General features: G+C 41.6%; 16 protein-coding genes. 4 read left to right on the top strand and 12 right to left on the bottom strand.

The annotated features are described in order from the left end of the window. Positions 1 to 29: 29 nt before the first annotated feature. Both ettA and MSI_RS04505 read right to left on the bottom strand, forming a co-directional pair. Positions 30 to 1,766 carry an energy-dependent translational throttle protein EttA gene (gene ettA, locus MSI_RS04510; RefSeq protein ID WP_009104143.1) on the bottom strand — a complete coding sequence of 579 codons (1,737 nt, stop codon included), beginning with the start codon at positions 1,764 to 1,766 and terminating at the stop codon, positions 30 to 32. Positions 1,767 to 2,017: 251 nt separating this feature from the next. Further along, entirely contained in the window at positions 2,018 to 3,055 is a 1,038-nt protein-coding gene (locus MSI_RS04505; protein WP_009104142.1) for a glycoside hydrolase family 5 protein, read from the bottom strand. 234 nt (positions 3,056 to 3,289) lie between these two features. Here MSI_RS04505 and MSI_RS04500 point away from each other — a divergent pair, with 234 nt between their 5' ends. The 4 genes from MSI_RS04500 to MSI_RS04485 all read left to right on the top strand — a co-directional run bounded on the left by MSI_RS04500 (position 3,290) and on the right by MSI_RS04485 (position 8,735). Next, complete coding sequence (locus tag MSI_RS04500) at positions 3,290 to 4,351, top strand: hypothetical protein (protein WP_009104141.1); 1,062 nt, start codon at positions 3,290 to 3,292, stop codon at positions 4,349 to 4,351. Between the two features lie 99 nt (positions 4,352 to 4,450). After that, the gene (locus MSI_RS04495; protein ID WP_009104140.1) at positions 4,451 to 6,703 is read left to right on the top strand and encodes a carbohydrate binding domain-containing protein; all 2,253 of its coding nucleotides are present in this window, start codon (positions 4,451 to 4,453) and stop codon (positions 6,701 to 6,703) included. Between the two features lie 82 nt (positions 6,704 to 6,785). Beyond that, complete coding sequence (locus MSI_RS04490) at positions 6,786 to 7,988, top strand: glycoside hydrolase family 5 protein (RefSeq protein ID WP_009104139.1); 1,203 nt, start codon at positions 6,786 to 6,788, stop codon at positions 7,986 to 7,988. Positions 7,989 to 7,991: 3 nt separating this feature from the next. After that, positions 7,992 to 8,735 carry an AraC family transcriptional regulator gene (locus MSI_RS04485; protein WP_009104138.1) on the top strand — a complete coding sequence of 248 codons (744 nt, stop codon included), beginning with the start codon at positions 7,992 to 7,994 and terminating at the stop codon, positions 8,733 to 8,735. Between the two features lie 233 nt (positions 8,736 to 8,968). Here MSI_RS04485 and MSI_RS04480 read toward each other — a convergent pair whose 3' ends face one another. The 10 genes from MSI_RS04480 to MSI_RS04435 form a co-directional block, all read right to left on the bottom strand. Next, positions 8,969 to 10,474, bottom strand: a complete 1,506-nt coding sequence (locus tag MSI_RS04480; RefSeq protein ID WP_009104137.1) for an L-fucose/L-arabinose isomerase family protein — start codon at positions 10,472 to 10,474, stop codon at positions 8,969 to 8,971. A gap of 34 nt (positions 10,475 to 10,508) precedes the next feature. Beyond that, entirely contained in the window at positions 10,509 to 11,156 is a 648-nt protein-coding gene (locus MSI_RS04475; RefSeq protein WP_009104135.1) for a DUF4867 family protein, read from the bottom strand. A gap of 111 nt (positions 11,157 to 11,267) precedes the next feature. Beyond that, positions 11,268 to 12,791, bottom strand: a complete 1,524-nt coding sequence (gene xylB, locus MSI_RS04470) for a xylulokinase (RefSeq protein WP_009104134.1) — start codon at positions 12,789 to 12,791, stop codon at positions 11,268 to 11,270. A gap of 16 nt (positions 12,792 to 12,807) precedes the next feature. Continuing rightward, complete coding sequence (locus MSI_RS04465) at positions 12,808 to 13,824, bottom strand: LacI family DNA-binding transcriptional regulator (protein WP_009104133.1); 1,017 nt, start codon at positions 13,822 to 13,824, stop codon at positions 12,808 to 12,810. An 8-nt stretch (positions 13,825 to 13,832) separates the two neighbouring features. Beyond that, positions 13,833 to 15,467 carry a glycoside hydrolase family 43 protein gene (locus MSI_RS04460; RefSeq protein WP_009104132.1) on the bottom strand — a complete coding sequence of 545 codons (1,635 nt, stop codon included), beginning with the start codon at positions 15,465 to 15,467 and terminating at the stop codon, positions 13,833 to 13,835. Positions 15,468 to 15,495: 28 nt separating this feature from the next. After that, complete coding sequence (locus MSI_RS04455; protein ID WP_009104131.1) at positions 15,496 to 16,350, bottom strand: carbohydrate ABC transporter permease; 855 nt, start codon at positions 16,348 to 16,350, stop codon at positions 15,496 to 15,498. Next, positions 16,350 to 17,279, bottom strand: a complete 930-nt coding sequence (locus MSI_RS04450; protein ID WP_009104130.1) for a carbohydrate ABC transporter permease — start codon at positions 17,277 to 17,279, stop codon at positions 16,350 to 16,352. Before MSI_RS04450 ends, MSI_RS04455 begins: the two co-directional genes overlap by 1 nt. Before the next feature lie 113 nt (positions 17,280 to 17,392). Then, a complete protein-coding gene (locus MSI_RS04445; RefSeq protein WP_009104129.1) occupies positions 17,393 to 18,682 on the bottom strand; it encodes an ABC transporter substrate-binding protein in 1,290 nt (429 codons plus the stop codon). A gap of 227 nt (positions 18,683 to 18,909) precedes the next feature. Continuing rightward, positions 18,910 to 19,707, bottom strand: coding sequence for a M15 family metallopeptidase (locus MSI_RS04440; RefSeq protein WP_009104128.1), 798 nt, complete (start codon positions 19,705 to 19,707; stop codon positions 18,910 to 18,912). Then, entirely contained in the window at positions 19,704 to 20,834 is a 1,131-nt protein-coding gene (locus tag MSI_RS04435; RefSeq protein WP_009104127.1) for an aminopeptidase, read from the bottom strand. The genes MSI_RS04440 and MSI_RS04435 overlap by 4 nt, the downstream gene beginning before the upstream one ends. Between the last annotated feature and the right edge of the window lie 64 nt (positions 20,835 to 20,898).

Here is a 20,898-nt window from a genome sequence, read left to right as displayed (position 1 = left end):
GACCGGGAGCTGTATTTTTTTTAGGAAGTTTATCTACTCAACTTACGATACTGCACGCGCTTAGGAACGCCGGCATCTTCGCCAAACTGTTCCTTCTTCCATGCAGCGTATTCAGACCAGTTGCCTTCAAAGAAGCGGACTTCTGAATTGTTTTCAAAAGCAAGAATATGAGTACAAATGCGGTCGAGGAACCAGCGGTCATGGCTTACTACCATTGCACAGCCGGCAAAGTCTTCAAGAGCTTCTTCGAGCGCACGAACAGTCTGAACATCAAGGTCGTTTGTAGGTTCGTCGAACAGGAGCACGTTTCCGCTCTCTTTGAGCATCATACCAAGGTTCAAACGGTTCTTTTCACCACCGGAAAGTACGCTTACTTTTTTATTCTGATCAGGGCCTGCAAAGTTGAACCAGCCGCAGTAAGCATGGGCATTAACTTCGCGGACACCGCCTTCAAGAGCACGTCCTTTTTCATCAACGGCACCAAGCTTTACAAGGTCTCCGCCGCCGCCCAAAGTTTCGTAAACAGTCTTATTTTCATCAAGACCAGTACGCATCTGATCAACGTAAACAAGTTTTACAGTCTGTCCAACTTTAATAGTTCCGGCATCAGGTTTTTCTCCGCCAGGAAGACCAGCTGCATCAGCAATCATCTTGAAGAGAGTTGTTTTACCGGCACCGTTAGGACCAACAATACCAACAATAGCACCTGCAGGAATATGAAGGTCAAGCTTTTCGAACAAAAGTTTATCGCCAAATGATTTAGAAACACCTTCAAAATCAATTACCTGACCGCCCAGACGAGGACCGGCCGGAATAGAAATCTGTGTATCCTTAAGCTGTTTTTTGCTTTCCTGAGCCATAAGCTCGTTATAGCGGGTAATATGTTCCTTATGTTTTGCCTGACGGCCTTTTGCCCCCATGTGAATCCATTCAAGCTCGCGCTGGATTTCCTTCTGGCGGGCAGATTCATTTTTATTTTCAAGGGCAAGACGCTGATTTTTCTGTTCAAGCCAGCTAGAGTAGTTTCCTTTGAAAGGATAACCTTCTCCGCGGTCAAGTTCCAGAATCCAGCCGGCAACTTCATCAAGGAAGTAGCGGTCATGGGTAATGGCAATTACAGTTCCCGGGTAGTCATGAAGGTGTTTTTCAAGCCAGGCAACAGTTTCTGCATCAAGATGGTTTGTAGGTTCGTCCAAAAGAAGAATATCAGGCTTCTGAAGAAGCAAACGACACAAAGCAACACGGCGGCGTTCACCTCCGGAAAGCACGTCTACAACCTGATCTCCTGGTGGACAGCGCAAAGCGTCCATGGCAAGTTCAAGATTGTTATCAAGATTCCAGGCATCAAGCATATCAAGCTTTTCCTGAACCTCAGCCTGGCGGGCCGCAAGCTTATCAAAATCAGCATCAGGGTCGCCGTAAGCTTCACCAATTTTATCAAATTCTTCAAGAAGGTCAGTAATTTCCTTTACACCCTCTCTTACAACTTCCATTACGGTTTTACCAGGCTCAAGATAAGGCTCCTGTTCCAGGTATCCGATTGTGTATCCGGGAGCCAGAGTAGTTTCTCCCGCAAAATCCTTATCAACGCCGGCAAGAATCTTAAAAAGCGAAGATTTACCCGAACCGTTCGCACCGATTACGCCGATTTTTGCGCCGTAGTAATATGAAATACTCACATCCTTCAGAACAACCTTAGTTCCGTAGCTGCGAGTAACACGATCCATAGTGTATATAATCTTCTTGTCATCAAAGGTCTTTGCCATCTTATACATCCTATCTAAAAATTTATGACTCACAAGCACAGCTTGTTCGGTACCCTTTTATCGATAATCCTAAAATGACCCTTTCGGCTCATTTTTTAACGGATTTTCGATTATCGGGCATCAAAAGTCTTAGCCATGAGTATAGAATATAGGAAATTGAATATTTTAGAAAGGGGGAAGCCTCCCCCTCGCTTCAGCCTGCTTCGCAGTCTTACGCTACCCTCTCTGCGGGGACACCCCGCAACGCCCCTTTAAGCAAGCACAGCCTGACGAATTTCAGCATAGTGTTGGCCCGTAATGCCAAAATCCATTTCTTTATAAGACCAGAGAGCTCGTCCAATTCCGTGAGCTTCCAGCGCCTTGTGAATATCCTTATACCAGCGACCGGAATCTTCAGCAGGGGCACGGTCAATTACTCCATACTCACCGCAGTAAAGAGGAAGGTCTAGCTTTTCAGCCTTTTCAAGCGCAGGAGCAAAAAGAGTTGTAAAGAAAGAATCATCTATCTTAAGCTTATCCATGTTTTTTGCAAAAATTGCCCCGTGGCAAGCCTGAGGAATCAGGCGGCTTTTTTCGCGGATGTATTCAATGGAAGTTCCCGGATATGAAACCTCAAAATCAGAAGGCATATCTACAACCCATGGTGCTTTCTGATGAGTAAAAACAAGAGGCTCATAACAGTGGAAAGTCAGAACTGTTTTTGCATCAAAAGGAATTTCAATTCCAGGAACGGCAGAAACACTGTTGTAATCAACACCACCTACGACAATCCAGCTTTCCGGCGCAATTGCACGAACTGCCTTAAAGGCACGGGTCGCAATCTGGTTCCATTCCTTTTCAAATTCAGGATTTACAATTTCATTCAAAAGTTCAAAGGCAACAAGATCAGAATATTCTCCATATCGGGTTGCAAAAGTTTCCCAAATTCTTACAAAAGTATTCTGAAGGGTCTTATCCTTAAAAAAAGCATCCGGATTCGGAACCGCATTTGTATCAAACATATAACCGGCAGTTTTATGGAGGTCAAGAACAACTTTCAAATCATTCTTCTTTGCCCAGCAGATACAGTTATCTATATAGGAAAAACCTTCGTCCAGGAAATCTCCCTTGTCATTCATAAAAACATTGTAATCAACCGGAAGACGTACGTGATCACAGCCCCAGCTCTTTATGATTTTCAAATCATTTTCGCAGATAAAGCTGTCGTAATGCTCTTTTGTATACTCGCTGCACTGGGAAATCCAGCCGCCCAAATTAATTCCTTTTTCAAAGCCTGCAAATTTTCTCATACTTTATTTATAAAACAGAAGGCATTATAGAAATATCAATTTTCTACGACTTATATAATTTTCTTGCTAATTTTTTTTTATATTTCAGTTTTTGACAAAACTATGATATTTATATCTTAATTTTTATATTTTTATCCAAAAAGCGGACAGAAAATAAAACTGTAAAAACGCAGGAGCCGAAAACAAGCGCGCAGTTTTCCCCATTTTGCGAACCTAAAAACCAAGAGGATAAAAATGAAAAAAAACGTAAAATCAATTTTAACAGGACTCGTTGCAGCAGCTTTGCTCGCAGGCCTTTCTTCATGTAGCAACGGTTCAGGTGTAGAAGAAAATTTTGGCAGCGACATTTACAGTGGAGAACTCATTACTTTTAAAGCAACACAGAACTCAGTAAATGACTCAGATGTAAATCTTATCATTCAATATAACAGATCAAAACCAGGTGCAAACGAACAAATTTCACTTGGAAATACAGAATTAGAAGTAAAATTGAATGGTAATTCAATTTCAATGCCTTCAAGAATTAGTTTTGAACTTGATCCATATTCATCATTTGATGACAGTTATTCTTATCAAAGTGCTGAAACACCTTCTAATCAAAAACAGTACAAAGTTAAATTGCCAATTAATAACGCAATTACTTCAGGTGATACTCTGACTGTAGAATTAAAGGCAGCTCAGATTGCTGGTGAAGGTGCAGATATTGTTGATATGAGCAGTATTGTTGTAGGTCTGATTGATTGTGCTCCAACCGCAGGTGAAAATGGTTATTACAACGAACTTTCAGCAAATGCATTCAAATCTTCTCTTGTAACACAAAAAAATGGCAAAGGTCTTAATGAAAGTGATGATGGAGAAACAGTAACATACAAAACATTTACAGTCCCAGTTAACAAAACAATTTCAGATGCCTCAATCGTAGGATTGTTATTACAGACAGACAATGACGGTTCTCAGGATGCTGACGGCTTGAAAATTGAAATCAAAGACTTTGAAATGAGTGTAAAAGTTGGAGATGCAGATGCAATTACAGTAAAAGAAGACAGTATCATTCTTGAGCCAAATCAGTATGCTTCACCTGCTTATGCCAAAACAGATAAACGTTTCAGACTTGGTCTTACAGGAGAAATTGCTCAGGGAACAAATATTGTTCTTCAGGTAAAGAAAGCAACAATTACTAATGAAGCAAAAAAAGATGCAATTATTTTTGCACTTCAGGAAGATGGTGAAAGCTACGCATTCCTTGCTGATGGTGAATACCTCTGGAAAAATCCATTTGAAACTGTAGAAGAATAAATAATTCAATTTATATAACAGATAAGTGCATCCATAAATAATGGATGCACTTTCTTTGTCTAAAAAATTAATAATATAACCCCAAGGGAGGTCATTTTAATGAAAATCACAAAAACAACGGCGGCACTTGCACTTATCGCAAGCGCACTTTTCGCAAATCTTTCTGCTCAGGGCACGCCCTCAAAATACACAGAGGCAGACCTTGTATGGCAGGAAAACTTTGACGGTAAAAAACTTGATACAAAAAGCTGGAACTATGAAACTCACCAGCCGGGCTGGGTAAACAACGAACTTCAGTCTTACGGTCCGTCAACAAAAAATACTTACGTAAAAGACGGCTGTCTTGTAATTCAGCCGATTAAGACAAAAAATAAGGACGGTTCTTTTTCCTATACTTCAGGACGAGTAAACACACAGGGAAAGCACAGTTTTACATACGGACGCATTGAAGCAAAAATCAAAATGCCTGCAGGCCAGGGCTATCTTCCTGCCTTCTGGATGATGCCGGAAGACGAAAGCTTTTACGGTCAGTGGCCAAAATGCGGCGAAATTGACATTATGGAAATTCTTGGACACGATCCTTCTACAATGTACGGAACAATCCACTATGGTGAACCTCATAACCAGCAGCAGGGCACCTTCACTCCAGATAAGAATTTTACAGATAACTTCCACATTGCGGCAGTTGAATGGGAACCTGGAGAAATCCGTTTCTACTGCGACGGAGTAAATTACTACACCGTAAACGACTGGTATACCAGACGCCCGGGCTTTGATGATGTAACCTTCCCTGCCCCTTTTGATCAGCCTTTCTACATCATTTTAAATCTTGCAGTTGGCGGAGACTGGCCAGGATATCCAGACGAAACAACAAGCTTTGATGAAAAGGCTCAGATGCTGGTTGATTACGTAAAGGTTTATCAGAAAAAAGAATACAATGATGATGTTGAAAAGCCAGTACTTTCAGCAGCAGCAGTAAAAACCGATAGCACAGGAAACCTTGTCCGCACTGACGAAACTAACTGGGAATTCCTTAAATTCCAGGGCGGAGACGGAAAACTTTCTGTAAAAGGTGATAAACTCGACATTACTCCTGTAAAAGACGGCCCTGTAGCACATGCAATTCAGGTAGTTCAGAGTAAAATTGCCCTCGTTAAGGGAAATAAATACCGCTATTCTTTCGATGCTTCAGCAGACAGCGAAAGAAAAATCATTACCTGTATTTCAGCCCCAAATAACGGCTGGATCCGCTACTGCCCGGATGCAACAATTACCCTTTCTAAAGACAAAAAGAACTACTCTTTTGAATTCACAATGCTTGATGCAACAGACGCAGCAGCTCGTATCGAATTCAACCTTGGAAATCTTAATTCTCTTGCTCCGGTTCACATTTCAAATATTCGTCTTGAAAAAACAGGCGAAATTAATCTTGCAGAAGAAGGTTTGAACATTCTCCCAGACGGAAACTACATCCACAACGGACAGTTCCAGGAAGGAAAAGGCCGCCTTGCCCACTGGAAATCAAACAGCAAAATCAAGGCTGATGTAAAAGTTACAAACGACAACGGCCGCCGCGAACTTATGGTTACAACTCCTGCAGGTGCATCTAACCTCAACGATGTTACTGTAAGTCAGGATGATTTAAGTCTTCCTGCCGGCAAACAGTTTATCCTCAGCTATGATGCATATGCTTCTAAAAACTGTAAGATTGGAGTTCAGCTTGCAGGCCTTAACGAAACTTCTTCACTTTCTGCTAAAAAACAGCACTATGAATATCTTGTAAAGCCTGATGTATCTGCAAAATTCTCTCTCAATTTCAATCTTGCAAACAGCGATACAAGTGTTTATGTAGATAATGTTTCCCTCAAAGAAAACTGCTGTCTTTTGAACGGCGATTTTAAGAACGGAATGGCAGCATGGGAGCTTTACGCACATCAGAACTCTGAATGTAATGTTGATATTATAGAAGAAAACGGCACAAAAGAAGCTCAGGTTTCTATCAACAAGACAGGAAACATGGACTGGATGATTCAGCTTAAGCAGGTTAATGTTCTTCTTGAAAAAGGAAAGAAATACCATGTAAGCCTTAAGGCTAAAGCTGATACAAACAGAACAATCATGTGGGCTTTGCAGCGTGACGGTTCAAAAGACGACAACTGGATGCCTTACTCTGGAACAATAAAAATGAATCTTTCAAACGAATTCAAAACTTTTGAACATACCTTCACAATGACCAGCAGCACAGATTCTGCTGTAATCTTTACAATTTCTATGGGTGCAGTTGACGGAAAGCAGATTAATTCTGCCCACAAAGTAACTGTCAGCGATATCGTCGTAGAAGAAGTTAAATAAAAAAAACTACTTTTAGTCCTGAAATGATGTTAGAATTATTTCAGGACTTTTTTTATTTTAAATTAATTTTAAGAGGTATTTTATGAAGTACAAGGTTTTTCGTTCCTGCGCAGCTATGGGGCTCTTTTTTTCTATGTTTTCCTGCGCATTTTCTGCTGAAGGCGGGTCCGGCACTGCAGGTGGAGCTAAGAAATTCGGTTCGTCAGTTTCAAGCGTAAATGCCGCTTTTACCCTGGCAACAGGCTGGAATCTTGGTAATACTCTTGATGCATTTGTAGACGGCCATGCAGGACTTGAAACAGAAACAAGCTGGGGCATGCCAAAAACAACAAAAGAAATGATTGAAGCAATCAAAAAAGCAGGCTTTTCAACTATCCGCCTTCCTGTAAGCTGGCACAACCATGTTGATTCAAATTACAAAATTGATGAAAAATGGATGGCTCGCGTAAAGGAAATTACAGACTGGGCTTTGGATTCAGGACTTTATGTAATTCTGAACATTCATCACGATAACCTTACAGAAGCACAGATGAAAAAGGGAATTGCAGGTTTCTGTCTTTCCCTTGATTCAGAACTTCAGGCAAAATCAATTCAGTATCTTACTTCAGTCTGGACACAGGTTTCAGAAACTTTCAAAAAATATGATTCACGCCTTGTTTTTGAAGTAATGAACGAACCTAGAAGAATTGGTGAATCAAATGAATGGGGCTTTTCTCAGCCATCAGATGCAAAAGAATGGAATGACCTGATTACAGTCTACGAGCAGAAATGTCTTGATACAATCCGTGCTTCAGGTTCAGAAAACGCAAACCGCTTTGTTATGTGCCCTGAATATGCTGCCTCTCCTCACTTTCTTGATTATTATACCCTTCCAAAAGACAGTGCAAATGACAAACTCATTCTTTCTACTCACGCCTACGATCCATATAACTTCTGTATGAATAAGGGAAGCGATAACACCTTTACAAGCGAAGTTGAAGGTTCTATCAACTATCTTTTCAATATGCTGTCAGAAAAATATACAAGCAAGGGTATTGGCGTTGTAATGGGCGAAACAAGTGCTTCTGACAAAAAAAATACCGCTGAACGAGTAAAATGGACAAAGTGCTATTACAAAAAGGCTTCTGATGCTAAAATTGCTGTAATTCTCTGGGATAACAACGTAACAGTTGCAGGTGGAGGAGACATTGATTCAGGTGAATGCCACGGCTACTTTAACAGAAAAGCTCTCAGCTGGTACTTCCCTGAAATTAATGCTGCAATCAAAAAATCTTATGGTAAATAAGAAATGGGAATTAGAGACGAACTTGCCAAAACCGAATTCTATAACCGCGAATACTCTCTCAACCACATTCCTTATGATAAGGAAATGGCTTTCTATCAGAGTATCCGCAACGGAGATATGGAGGAAATGCACAGACTTTTTACTCCACTCTGTATTGAAGGCTTTGGCAAGCTTAGTGAAAATCCCCTTCGAAACCTAAAATATCATCTGATAATTACAGTCGCCTTCATCACGCGTTACTGCATTGAAGGCGGCCTTGAAATGGAAAGTGCCTATAATCTGAGTGATATTTACATCAGAAAAATTGATACCTGTAATTCAGAAGAAGGCGTTCACCAGATTCACAAGGAACTTTGCGAAGCCTATGTACGCAGAATGCAGAAAGTCCGTCCTGCAAACCGCTATTCAAAACCAGTCCAGCTTGCAATAGATTACATTTACGATAATCTTCACAATAAAATCTATCTTCTGGACATTTCAGAGGCGGCAGGACTTAGCGAAACTTATCTTTCCCGCCTTTTTCATAAGGAAACCGGAACAAGTATTACTGATTACATTATTGCAAAACGAATTGATGCCGCAAAAAATCTTCTGATTTTTACTGAATATTCCACTTCCGAAATCTCAAACTTCCTGAACTTCTCAAGCGAAAGCCACTTTATCGCTACCTTCAAAAAACTCACCGGCCTTACCCCTAAAAAATTCCGCCTTTATAATTTCAGAAACAAAGAACACTCCACAGAATAAAAGCCTGAATAAAAAAAAGGCAGCCACCGGCAATTTTTTTCTAGGAGGATACCGGTAGCTGCCAAAATAGGGAGGTTTTTATGCGTACCACACTCCGCCTGTAGCAGAGTGTGAACATTTACTTATTAAGCAAACGGATTTTTTTGTCGCACGCTGTCGCGTGCTACCAAACTGTCGCACACTACGTGTGCTTACCAAACTCCGCATAAAGCGGAGTTTGCACGTTCACCTTACTATGCAAATGGGTTCTCGTCTTTGTAGAGAGTTCCCTTAGGCTGGTTGTAAGCAATGTCTGCAATGTTCAAATACTGGAAGATTGTATACAAAGCTTTTCCAACGTGACCGAATGCAACAGCACCGTGGTGTGGATAGTGCTTGCTGATCAATACGTGGCGGTAGAAACGTCCCATTTCTGGAATTGCGAATACACCGATACCACCGAATGAGCGTGTTGCAACAGGAAGGATTTCACCCTGTGCAATGTATGCCTGGAGTTTTGTATCTGGAGTAGTCTGCAAACGGAAGAATGTGATGTCTCCGTCTTTGATGTCTCCTTCAAGAGTACCACGTGTAAAGTCAGGTTTTCCGCCGTTTTCAAGCAAACGGTTCTGGATAAGCTGAAACTTAACAGCTGGCTTTGATTTTGGAGAGAGGCAGCAGAATGGTGTGTTTCCACAGTGGAATGCCATGAAGGTATCCTGCAATGTATATGGATACTTGAACTTGCCCTTAATGCTCTGGTCGTACATATCCTGTGGAACAGAGTTGTTGATGTCGAGCAATGTTACTGGAGCTCCAGTTACACAAGTTCCGATGTATTCAGAAAGAGCACCGAAGATATCTACTTCACATGCTACTGGAATACCACGGCTTGCAAGGCGGCTGTTTACATAGCAAGGCTCAAATCCGAACTCTTTAGGGAATGCAGGCCAGCACTTGTCTGCCAGTACAACGTATTTTTTACTTCCCTTGTTTGCTTCAATCCAGTCAAGGAGAGTAAGTTCAAACTGAGCCATACGTGGAAGCATATCAGGGAACTGGTTTCCTTCTGTTCCAAGTTCAGCTGCCATGTCTTTTACAACTTCGTCAATGCGCTTGTCATCCTTGTGTTTGCGGTATTCTACGAGCAGGTCAAGCTCTGAGTTTTCCTGGATTTCAACACCAATGTCATAAAGTCCTTTGATTGGTGCGTTACATGCGAAGAAGTCCTGAGGACGTGGTCCGAATGTGATGATTTTAAGGTTCTTAAGACCGATGATTGTGCGGGCAACTGGAATGAATTCTTCAATCATCTTAACGATGTCTTCTGCAGTTCCTACAGGATATTCAGGTATGATTGCAGGAATCTTGCGGAGGCTGAGGTTGTATGAACAGTTGAGCATACCACAATAAGCATCTCCACGACCGTTGATCAAGTCGTTCTGTGTTTCTTCTGCAGCTGCGACGAACATACAAGGACCGTCAAAGTTCTGAGCAATCTGAGTTTCCGGAGTTTCAGGACCAAAGTTTCCAAGGAATACAACCAGTGCGTTACAGCCGGCCTTCTTAACCTCTTCAACAGCCTTTAGCATATCCTTTTCGTTTTCTACTGTTGTTTTTGCTTCGTAAAGTTCACCTTTTCCAGCGAATGCTTTAACGATAGCAGCACGTCTTTTTTCTGAAAGCGAGATTACAAAGCAGTCTCGGCTTACAGCGATAATTCCCAATTTTACGTCTGGGATGTTTTCAAATTTTGCCATAGTTTTTCACCTCTTATTTAAACTATTACAGTTTCTATTTTGCTAAGTCAATATTTTTGCCGGTCAAACCAACATAAGCGCCCTGTCCAGCTTCTGATGAAGAAGGATGAGCCAAAAGCCACTTGTTTCTTGCCCACAAAAGCTTATCTTCAAAATCACGCTCTTTAATTTCAGGTTTTGCAGTGTTAGTGTCTTTTGGCAGAACAATTACAACACGGAAACCTTCACTTACCTTTCCTTTTCCGTCAACGTTACAGCAAGGAGCGTAATGCAAGGTTGTTTCATAAACCTGAACGACAGTACCTGCAGGGGCACGGAAAGCCTGAACCTTCTTTGTGTTTAATTTTCCATTTTCAATATCAGAAACAGTTGCCACAAGCAGAATAATATCACTTGTAGGAATATTCAATTCCGAACCTCGGTGATATTCAAGGCAGTTGAGTTTTGTATTATAGCCGTTGCAGTAGCCGATCTGAATCGGCATTCCGCCGTAAGCACCGTCTGAAAATTCCTGCATGATAGCAAGCTTTTCAAGGGCTGGTTCACCAGGTTTGTAAACAGTTGCATCAGTAGGACATGGAGTAGCTTCTTCAAGTTTTTTTAACAGGTCTGCAACATCATAACCTTTCAAAATCTTTCCATATTTTTCAAAAGATTTTGAAAAAACACTTTTAATTTTCATAGTTTCCTCGTTTTTTACAATTTTACACGTACAAGTCTGCACATCCGCAGAAAACTGCGGATGTGCAAAAACGCACGCCCCTTTTTTTGATATATTTTTCCTTTTATAAACTTACAGATGTGCAAGCTTACCGTAGCTTTCTTTCAAAGCAGGATAAAGCTCTGTGTACATCTTGTAGAATTTTTCGTATTCCTTAGAGTTTTCTACAATAGGATTCTGAGCAGGATTTGTCTTGATAACCTGCTTGCAGGCTTCCTGAACAGACGAATAAATACCTGTTCCAACAGCAGCCAAAATTGCAACACCAAGTGCCGGGCCTTCTTTACTTACTACAGTCTTTACAGGACAGCCGTAAACATCAGCAAGCATCTGACGCCAGAGAGGACTTGTTCCGCCACCACCGCAGGCAAGCATATCATTGATTTTTACGCCCATTCCGCGAAGAACTTCAACAGAATCACGCTGGCTGTAAACAACACCTTCCATTACGGCACGAAGCATGTGCTGTCTTGTGTGCATTGCAGAAAGACCGATGAAGGCTCCGCGGCAGTCAGGATCAAGATGAGGAGTTCTTTCACCCATCAGATATGGAAGATACAAAAGACGTTCTGCTCCGATTGGGATAGCCTCTGCCTGTTTATCCATAAGATAATAAGGATCTTTTCCCATTCCCTTTGCAGTTACCATTTCTGCATCACAGAAATTATCGCGGAACCATTTAAGAGAAAGACCTGCAGCCTGTGTTACACCCATTACATGCCATGCACCTGGAACGGCGCAGCAGAAGGTATGTACGCGGCCTTTAGGGTCAATTGACAGCTTATCTGTGTGGGCAAAAACTACACCACTTGTACCAAGAGTTGTAAAGGCAATTCCGTCCTGAACAGTACCAGTTCCAACGGCAGCGGCAGCGTTATCTCCAGCGCCACCAACAACAGGAGTTCCCTCAGGTACGCCACAAAGTTCAGCAGCCTGTTTAGATACTTTTCCTGTTACGTCAGGAGATTCATATACTTTTGCCAAAAGTGACTTATCAATTCCAAGTTTAGAAAGAACTTCGTCAGACCAGCAGCGGTTTGGAACATCAAGAAGCTGCATACCGCTTGCATCACTTACTTCTGTAGCGAATTCGCCTGTAAGCATATAGCGGACATAGTCTTTTGGAAGAAGGATGTGAGCGCATTTTGCATAAACTTCAGGCTCATGATTACGAACCCACAAAATCTTACTTGCTGTAAAGCCTGTCAAAGCAGGGTTAGCAGTAAGTTCAATCAGGCGTGAAGCTCCAACTTTTGCAGTGATTTCCTCGCATTCAGCAGCGGTACGCTGGTCACACCAGATAATTGAACGGCGAAGTACGTTTCCAGCCTTATCAAGCATAACAAGACCATGCATCTGACCGGAAATACCAATACCCTTAATGTCATGTGGATTAATTCCGCTTTTTACAATGACTTCTTTCATGCTCTTGTAAGCAGCATTCCACCAGTCAAGCGGCTCCTGCTCTGCCCAGCCATTCTGAGGCTGATAGAGAGGATATTCTATAGTTTTTGAAGCAACCGGTTGCCCATCAGCTGAAAACAAAACGGTTTTTGTGCCGCTTGTACCCAAATCAACTCCAATTACATATTCCATAGTCAATTTCCCTTTATTATTTACTTATATCAATTACAGAATCACGCTCAATAAATTCACAAGGCAGGTGAATCAGTTTGTTTGGAACCGGCAAACCTACCATATGCTGTAAAAGCAAATCTGCTGCAAGAGACGCAATTCCCTCTGAATCCTGGCGGAAAGTTGTAAGGCGTGGTGAGGTGTATTCAGAAACACGGTCATCATCAAATCCAAGAATAGACAAATCCTCCGGAATTTTAATGCCAACTTCCCGTACATAACTCATCGCACCCATAGCAATCAGATCTGATACTGCAAAAATTGCAGTCATATCTGAATGACGCTGGTATAATTTCTTAAAAGCCTCTTTTCCGCTGGGAACCGTCCAGTATTCGCTTTCCTCATAATAAGAATTATCAAAAGGAATGCCGGCTTCAGTCAAATACTGGCAAAAACCTTCAAAACGTTCTTTTGAAGCCGGAAGATATTCGTCATTTGGAGCCGAAAGAAAGCCGATTTTCTTATGTCCTTTTGACACAAGATATTCAGCTGCCTTATAGCCCGCTTTTTTATTGTCGGTAACAATTGTGCAGATTCCCGGAATGCTGGCGTTGGTAGAAACACAGGGAATACCAATCTCACTCAAAGCACTCATTTCCTTATTAAGTCTGGAATCTGCATTTATAATTGCAATACCTTCTACCGCACGGAATTTAGCGTGCGCTTTATAGGAAAGTTTTGTATGGCATGACAAAAAAATGATATCGTAGCCGGCAGCTTCAACACTTTCACGAAACTTGTTCAAAACGCCCGAGAATACCGGGTGATTGAAACCGCGCTGCATGCTAGGGTCATCATAAATAACCCCAATCAGGTAAGTCCGCTTTGTTGCAAGACTCCTTGCAGCGCTGTTCGGCTCGTAACCCATTTCCCTGGCTTTTTCAAGGATAGCAGAACGAGTCTGTTCAAGAAGATGTCCTGTATCATTCAAAGCCTTAGAAACTGTAGGTGCCGAGAAGCCTGTGGCTTTTGCAATATCATAAATTGTAACCATTACAATTCCTATTCTCTATCCAATCCGTGATAGTCAAAGTATTCAAAATCGGCTGCCTTTTTATAGAACTCTGTATCAACGCAGAACATACCTACAAAGGCGCCTGTAAAGCCCATTCCACAGTATTCATCAGAAAGTTTTGCAGGTTCGCAAATCGGTCTGATTTTATGGAATACTTTACCGTCCTGTGACCAGCTGAACCATCCGATTTTATGGTCAACTTCAAGTCTCATCCATACAGGACCTTTTTTAAGCTCAATTTCCATGCCCTGCTGCCATGAAGCTAAACCAGTCTGAGGAGGCATGATTGTATTTACCTGAAGGATTTTTCCGCGGGTCTCGCTGTATCCAACTGAAAGAAGATACTGTGTCTCTTCATCATAGCGGTATACCATTCCTGCGTACTGCTGGAAATAATCAGGTTCAAAGTCGATTTTTGTTTCTGCTACAAATTTGAAGTCTGTCTGGCGGCGGCAGAAAATGCTCTGCTCGTAGAATGACCAAGGTGACTGAGCACCGTACATTCTAAGCCAGCCTTTGCGCTCTGTAGTTGAATAACGTCCTTCAGCAGGAGTTCGCAGGGTCTTAAAATCAACTGGAATACCCTTATCAAAGGTGTAGTGATTCTTTCCCCAGCCAGGAGCCGACTGAACGCCGTCATTATCTGCGCTTACAGGAACATCAACATAATCTGGCGGAACATTATCCAAAGTTCCATCAGGTTCTTTTACATATGGCCAGTCATCCTTCCATTCAATTTCTGCAAGGGCAGTTTCGCGTCCAAGAACGCAGTCTGTTGTACCAGGAAGAGGGCGTCCGCACAAATAAACAAGATAAGTGCGCTTGCCGTCAATAGAAGGGCACCAGCTTCCGTGTCCTGCCTTATGAATGGAAATATGATCGTCATGTCCCCAGCCAGAAATCAAAGGATTATTTGGATGAACTTCGTAAGGGCCTGTTACAGAGCGGGAACGTCCTACAGTAAGGGCGTGAAGATAGTCAGTTCCACCTTCTGCAGCTGCAATATAATACCAGCCGTTGCGTTTATAAAGATGAGGACCTTCTACTCCACCAATATCAGTTCCCTTGAAAATCTTATGGCGTTCAGCACCCAAAGTTTTAGTTTTCGGGTCATATTCGCGCATTACAATTCCAGAGAACTGGCGGTAACCTGTTTCACGGTAATTCCATTCCATGTTGATATACCAGTGACGGCCGTCATCATCATGGAACATAGAAGCGTCAAAGCCACTTGCATTAAGGAAAACCGGGTCTGACCAAGGACCTTCAATAGAAGGTGCAGTAGTCAGATAGTTAGGACAGTCTTTGTGAGGGCCGGCATTCCAGTTGCGTACATTAGTGTAGATCAACCAGAAAAGTCCGTCTGAATAAGAAAGACATGGAGCCCAGATACCACAGGAGAATTTTTCGCCGTTCATATCAAGAAGGCGTTTTTCACTGAGTGGTGAAGGCACAGAAGTCCAGTGAACTAAATCTTTAGAACGGCTGATTTCTACGCCTGGATACCACTCAAAAGTTGAGTTTGCAATATAGTATTCGCCGTTAGCCATGCAGATTGAAGGATCTGCATGAAATCCTGTAAGAATAGGATTTTTAACGCGAACGATTTTTTCATTTGCCATAGTTTTTTCCTAAAACTTTTTTCTTTACTTACTCTTTTACAGAACCCATTGTCAAACCACTGATGATGTAGCGTGACATGAATGCGTAGAAGATGATGATTGGAATAAGTGAAACTGCAATACCAACGTAGATTGCACCGTACTCTGTTCGGTAAATATCACCGCGGAGCATCTGTACAAGCATTGGAAGTGTATACATATCAGTTTTAGAAAGCAAAACGAATGGAGTCATGAAGTTGTTCCATGAACCAACAAAAGCAAAGATTGCCTGAGTTGCAAGAGCCGGCTTAAGTACAGGAATAATGATTCTGTTGAAAATCATAAATTCGCCTGCACCGTCAATACGAGAAGCTTCAATCAATTCAAAAGAAAGAACTGAATCCATGTACTGCTTCATAAAGAGAACTGTACCAGCAGAAGCAATACTAGGAATGATAAGAGGAATAAAGTTATCACGCAGATGAAGCTGAGAGATAAACTGACAGAAACCGATGAATGACAAAGATGCAGGAAGCATAATCAGCATCATAATCAAATTCCAGAGGACTTTTCTTCCCTTAAAGCGGTATACGTGAATACCGTAAGCAACCAGAGCTGAGAAATATACACAAAGAATTGTAACGCAGGCAGAAATTGTAAGAGAGTTTCTGAAACCTACGGCAATCTTAAATCCACGACCAGTAAGAATGTGCCAGTTGGCAATTGAATACTTACTTGGAAGCATAGAAATACCGGCGTTGATTTCCGGAGTTGAACGTGTTGCGTTTACAAGCATCAACCATACAGGAACGATAGCGATGAGTGTAAATACAATCATGAAAACATAAATTATAGTACTTAAAATTACTTTCTGTGATTTGTAACTTGTTGTTTCCTTAGCCATTATTTTTTACCTCCGTTATAGATTTTTGGAGTACGTTCCTGAGTAATCTTGTTGATGAAGAGAGCAAGAATAATTGTGATGATGAACATTCCGATTGAAATTGCAGCGGCGTAAGAGTAGTCGTTACGTCCCTGGAAGGCAATGTTGTACATGTAAACTGCGGCTGTTCGGATCTTGAAGTCCGGTTCACCGTGCATACCTGTAATAAGGAACGGAATATCGAACATCTGCATACCACCAACCATAGAAGTAATAAGGAGGTAGAACATCATTGGGCGGAGCATAGGAACTGTAATTTTCCAGGTGCACTGCCATTCGTTAGCACCGTCGATAACGGCAGATTCATACAATGAAGGAGAAATAGCAGTAATAGCAGCCATCAAAAGAATCAATGTCTGTCCACACCACATCCACCACTGGATGAAAGCTACAATAAGACGAGAAGCAGGAACGCTACGGAAGAAGTTGAATGCTTCTGTAACAAGTCCGAACTTCAAAAGAAGCTGATTTACAGGTCCAACAGGATAAGCGAACAAAGAGCGGTAAAGAATAGCTACAGATGTTGCTGTCAAAAGGTTTGGCATATAGAACAATGCACGGAAAGCGTTCTTTCCACGCAGGTTTAATTTCGTATTTGTAAGCCATACTGCAAAAAGCAGGGCAAGGCCGAGCTGAGGAGCAAAGTTCAATCCCCAGATGATAAAGGTGTTTCCTACAGCACCCCAGAAGTATTTATCAGAAACCAGTTTAGCAAAATTAGCAAAACCAATAATTTGAAAGTCTGATTTTAATCCTTTAAGGTTTCCAAAAGAAAGAAGGAAAGTATAAATTGTAGGCCAAAGATTAAAAATCAAAAATACAATTAGAAATGGTAATGTAAATACATAACCATAAACCGAAAGTCTTTTTTGTGTTCCCGAATTATTCATTTTTTAATTCTCCTCATAAAAAAGGGGCGTTTCCGATTTTTGCCGTAAAGACCGCATACATCAGAAAGCGCCCCAGTTTTACGGTGCTACTGCACTAACAGATTAAATTAGTATTAGTATCCCATTGTAGAAGAAACCTGATCTTTGAAATCTTTCAAAGCCTGTTCCTTTGTCTTTTCACCGTTTGCATAAGCAGCTGTTGCTTCGCTGAACAAAGCTTCAATCTGCTGGTCAGAACCCTGAATCAAGCTACCATCGATACCTTTAGCCATTTCACAGAATTCAGCATAGTGGTTCTGTCCTGCAAGGTATGGATCAGAGAAGCTGTCTTTAAGAGCGTTCTGAACGTTCAAGTTACCAACTGTATCTCCAGATGCCTTAGCATATGATGTAAGGAATGTATCATCTGTAGCAAGGTATTTGATCATTTCTTTAGCTGCGTTAGGGTTCTTTGTTCCTTTGTAAGCAGCAATCCAAGTACCACCCCAGTAGTAGTTAGCAGGACCAGCACACATTGCCCAGTCACCAGCTGTATCTGGAGCATTCTGTTTAAGAACGTAGTGAAGACCCCATGTTGGGAGGAGGTAACAGAATACTTCGATTGGGTTACCTTTTTCGTCTTTCAAAGAACCTTTCATACCAGCGAACCAACCTTCTGACCACTGTCCAACGCGGCCTTCCCAGTTGTTGTCGTGAAGGATCTTACACATATCCATGTATTTTTCCATAGCTGGGTCGATAACCAATTTGTCATTTACAACCCATGGAGATTTGCGGGCACCTTTGTAAGGCATGAACATATCACCTGTTGATGAAACGATATCACATTTTCCGTTAGATTTGTCGCTCAAGAGCTTAGCTGTCTTAAGGAATGTATCCAAATCTTTTACGTATTCCTGTACTTTTGCTGGATCATCTGTTCCAAGATATTTCTTAGCAAGGCTTCTGCGGTAGAACAATGCACCAGGACATACCTGCCATGCCATACCGTATACGTGACCATTGTAAGAACCTATCTTCATTGGATAGTCAGCCATCTTTCCTTTAACTTCTGCATAAACATCATCAAGTGGAAGAAGAAGATCAGATTCGATGTACTTGCGTACGAATGCATTTTCCAAAGCGAAAACGTCTGGAGTACCAGAACCGCTCTGAAGAACTGGGTCAAGCTTGTTAGGGAACTGATCAGTTGGAGTCATTGAGTACTCAACTGTCATATCTGGGTGAGCTGGTTTGTAGAAATCATTAATCATTCCTTCCAATTCATCTGTGAATGACCATACAACCAATTTTTTGCTTGCATCCTTTCCGCCTGCTTTAGCGCCATCTTTTTTTCCGCCACAGCTTGTAGAAAGCAAAGCAGCTGCACAAAGCAACGAACCTAAAACTACACTTTTTTTCATAAATCCTCCTAAATCGATTAGAAAAAAGCTTTTTTGATTTTTCTCTAGGTAACCGATTGCCTTTATCTTCTAAAAAAATATAGGCAATCGGTTACCTATGTTTCTAGATTAAAGCCAGAGTCCAAAATTGTCAAGAAAATTCTTAGTAAATTCTACAACGTTTTCGTAAAATTCGGGGATATAACAAAAATTTACACTGTAAAATAGCTTGCGGTCGCGGAACGTGATTAAAAACCGCGTTTCCATCCGTCAATAAATTCAATCATAAACTGCTGAACGTCGCTAAACCATTTTTTCTGGAAGCGGCAGGCTTCTACTCCGATATAACGGAAATGCCAGCATTCCCAGCGGAAGCCGGTTACATCTTCATAGCCTTTAGGGAAGCTCAAACTCCAGCCGTATTCTGCAGCGTGCTTATAAACCCACTGGCCGCCGGGAGTTTTATCAAAGGCGTCGTCTACCGGTGCAAAATCCAGGGCCATACCCAGCTGATGCTGACTGGTTCCTTCGCGTGCACTTTCCCTTTCAGCCTCGGCAAGGCCGTCCACTTTTACCCAATACTGAAAAAGATTTTTCTGATACTCATAAGAGCGGTAGGTTGAACTTACAGTAAGAGTTACGCCGTCATTTTTTGCAGCGCGGGCAAGTTTTTCAAGAGCAGCAAAGGCTTCAGGACGCAGACTCAGATTATTTTTATTGATTTCGTAATAAGGATTTTTTTCCAGATGAATAAGGCCTTTTGGTTCGTAATCTTCCCCAACATTATGCTTTTTATCAATAAGATAGAAAGGACTTAAATCTGCCGAAGAAAATTCTTTTTCAGATTCCAGAACTCTGTGCAAATCTGCAAGGAATTCTTCTGCGCTGCCGTTTGGAATTGCATCCTTACATTTCTGACTCATGCCGGACAGCACCCGGTTCAATTTTTCAATTTCCGGATTATCAGTTTTTTTACCTTCTGTTTTAGCGCAGGCACTTGTGAGCAGCAAAGAAAATAAAATCAGGCAGAAAGTCACTTTTTTCATATTACAAGAGCTCCGTTTTCAAGAATTATTTTTTCGCTTCCATCTTTATAAATCAAAGTAATTGTAGGATTTCTTACAACTCCATCAAGATGAATTAAAGAAGGCGCATCATTATCATAATTTTCGCCGATTGCAAAGTGGCAGGTATGGAAAGCCTTTTCATCTTCAAGCATATTTCCTGTAATACGGGCAGCCGGATTCAAACCGATTCCAAGCTCACCGATATTGCGGGCATTTTTCTTATAGATTACACCTTGCCCGGCCTTCAGTTTTCCTTCCTTTTCCATCTGCAGGGCTCGGTTTTCTGCTTCTGTAACAGTCTTTAAAAGCCTTTCTGCTTCTGCCCCACCGCTGATTTCTGAAACATAGCCGTCCTTCAGCTTACAGGTGATTGGTGTCTCAAGAATTGAATCTCCATCGCTGAAGGTCATTGAACCGTCATAAACAATGACTCCCTGACAGCCTTCACTTGTCATATCAGGCTCAAACTCATTTTTTCCAACAAGAGGACTGATAAAAACTTCACCAGCTGGAATATTTCCGCCAGTTCCAGGCTTTGTAAAATCACCGTCATCAAACATAAGGGCCCGGTTTTCAACAGGAACCATTAAATCAGTTCCGGCAGGAGCGGTAACATGAACGCTGACAGCTCCCTTAAAAAAGCCTTCGAGCTTTTTACAGCGGGCACGAAGTTCAGCGTAATCAATATTTGCAGTGCGTTCCATCATGTCTACGGTAATTCCCGGAGTCCAGACTCCACGCATGGTCTTTTTTCCATCAAGAAGGTAATCAAAAATATGAGAAAATTCCTGTCCGGCATCAGTTTTATAGGGTTTTGCAGTCGCTTCAGGGTCTTTTCCAAGTTTTATTCCCGAAATTGAAAAACAAACATCAGGATTTGTGGCAATTGCAGCAAGCACTTCCTTATTTGCATTATCAAAGCTTGTTTTTTCGTGCTGATAAATAAGGGAAGTCTGAGCTCCGCAGGCCTCGGAAGCCTGATAAAAGTTCTGGGCAATTTCCGAAGTAGATGGATTTGCAATAATAAGCACCCGCTCGTCTTTTTTTATTTTACAGACATCCTCGCAGACAACAGCATAAGGATTTCTTTCTTTTTTGTTAAACATAATCTTATAGCAAAAAGCGTTAAGAAAAATTTTTCATCAGAAAAATTTTTTAGCTTTTTTCCTC

It is taken from the genome of Treponema sp. JC4 (assembly GCF_000260795.1).
Taxonomy (GTDB): Bacteria; Spirochaetota; Spirochaetia; order Treponematales; family Treponemataceae; genus Treponema_D.
This window is presented reverse-complemented; position numbering and strand designations above follow the sequence as displayed.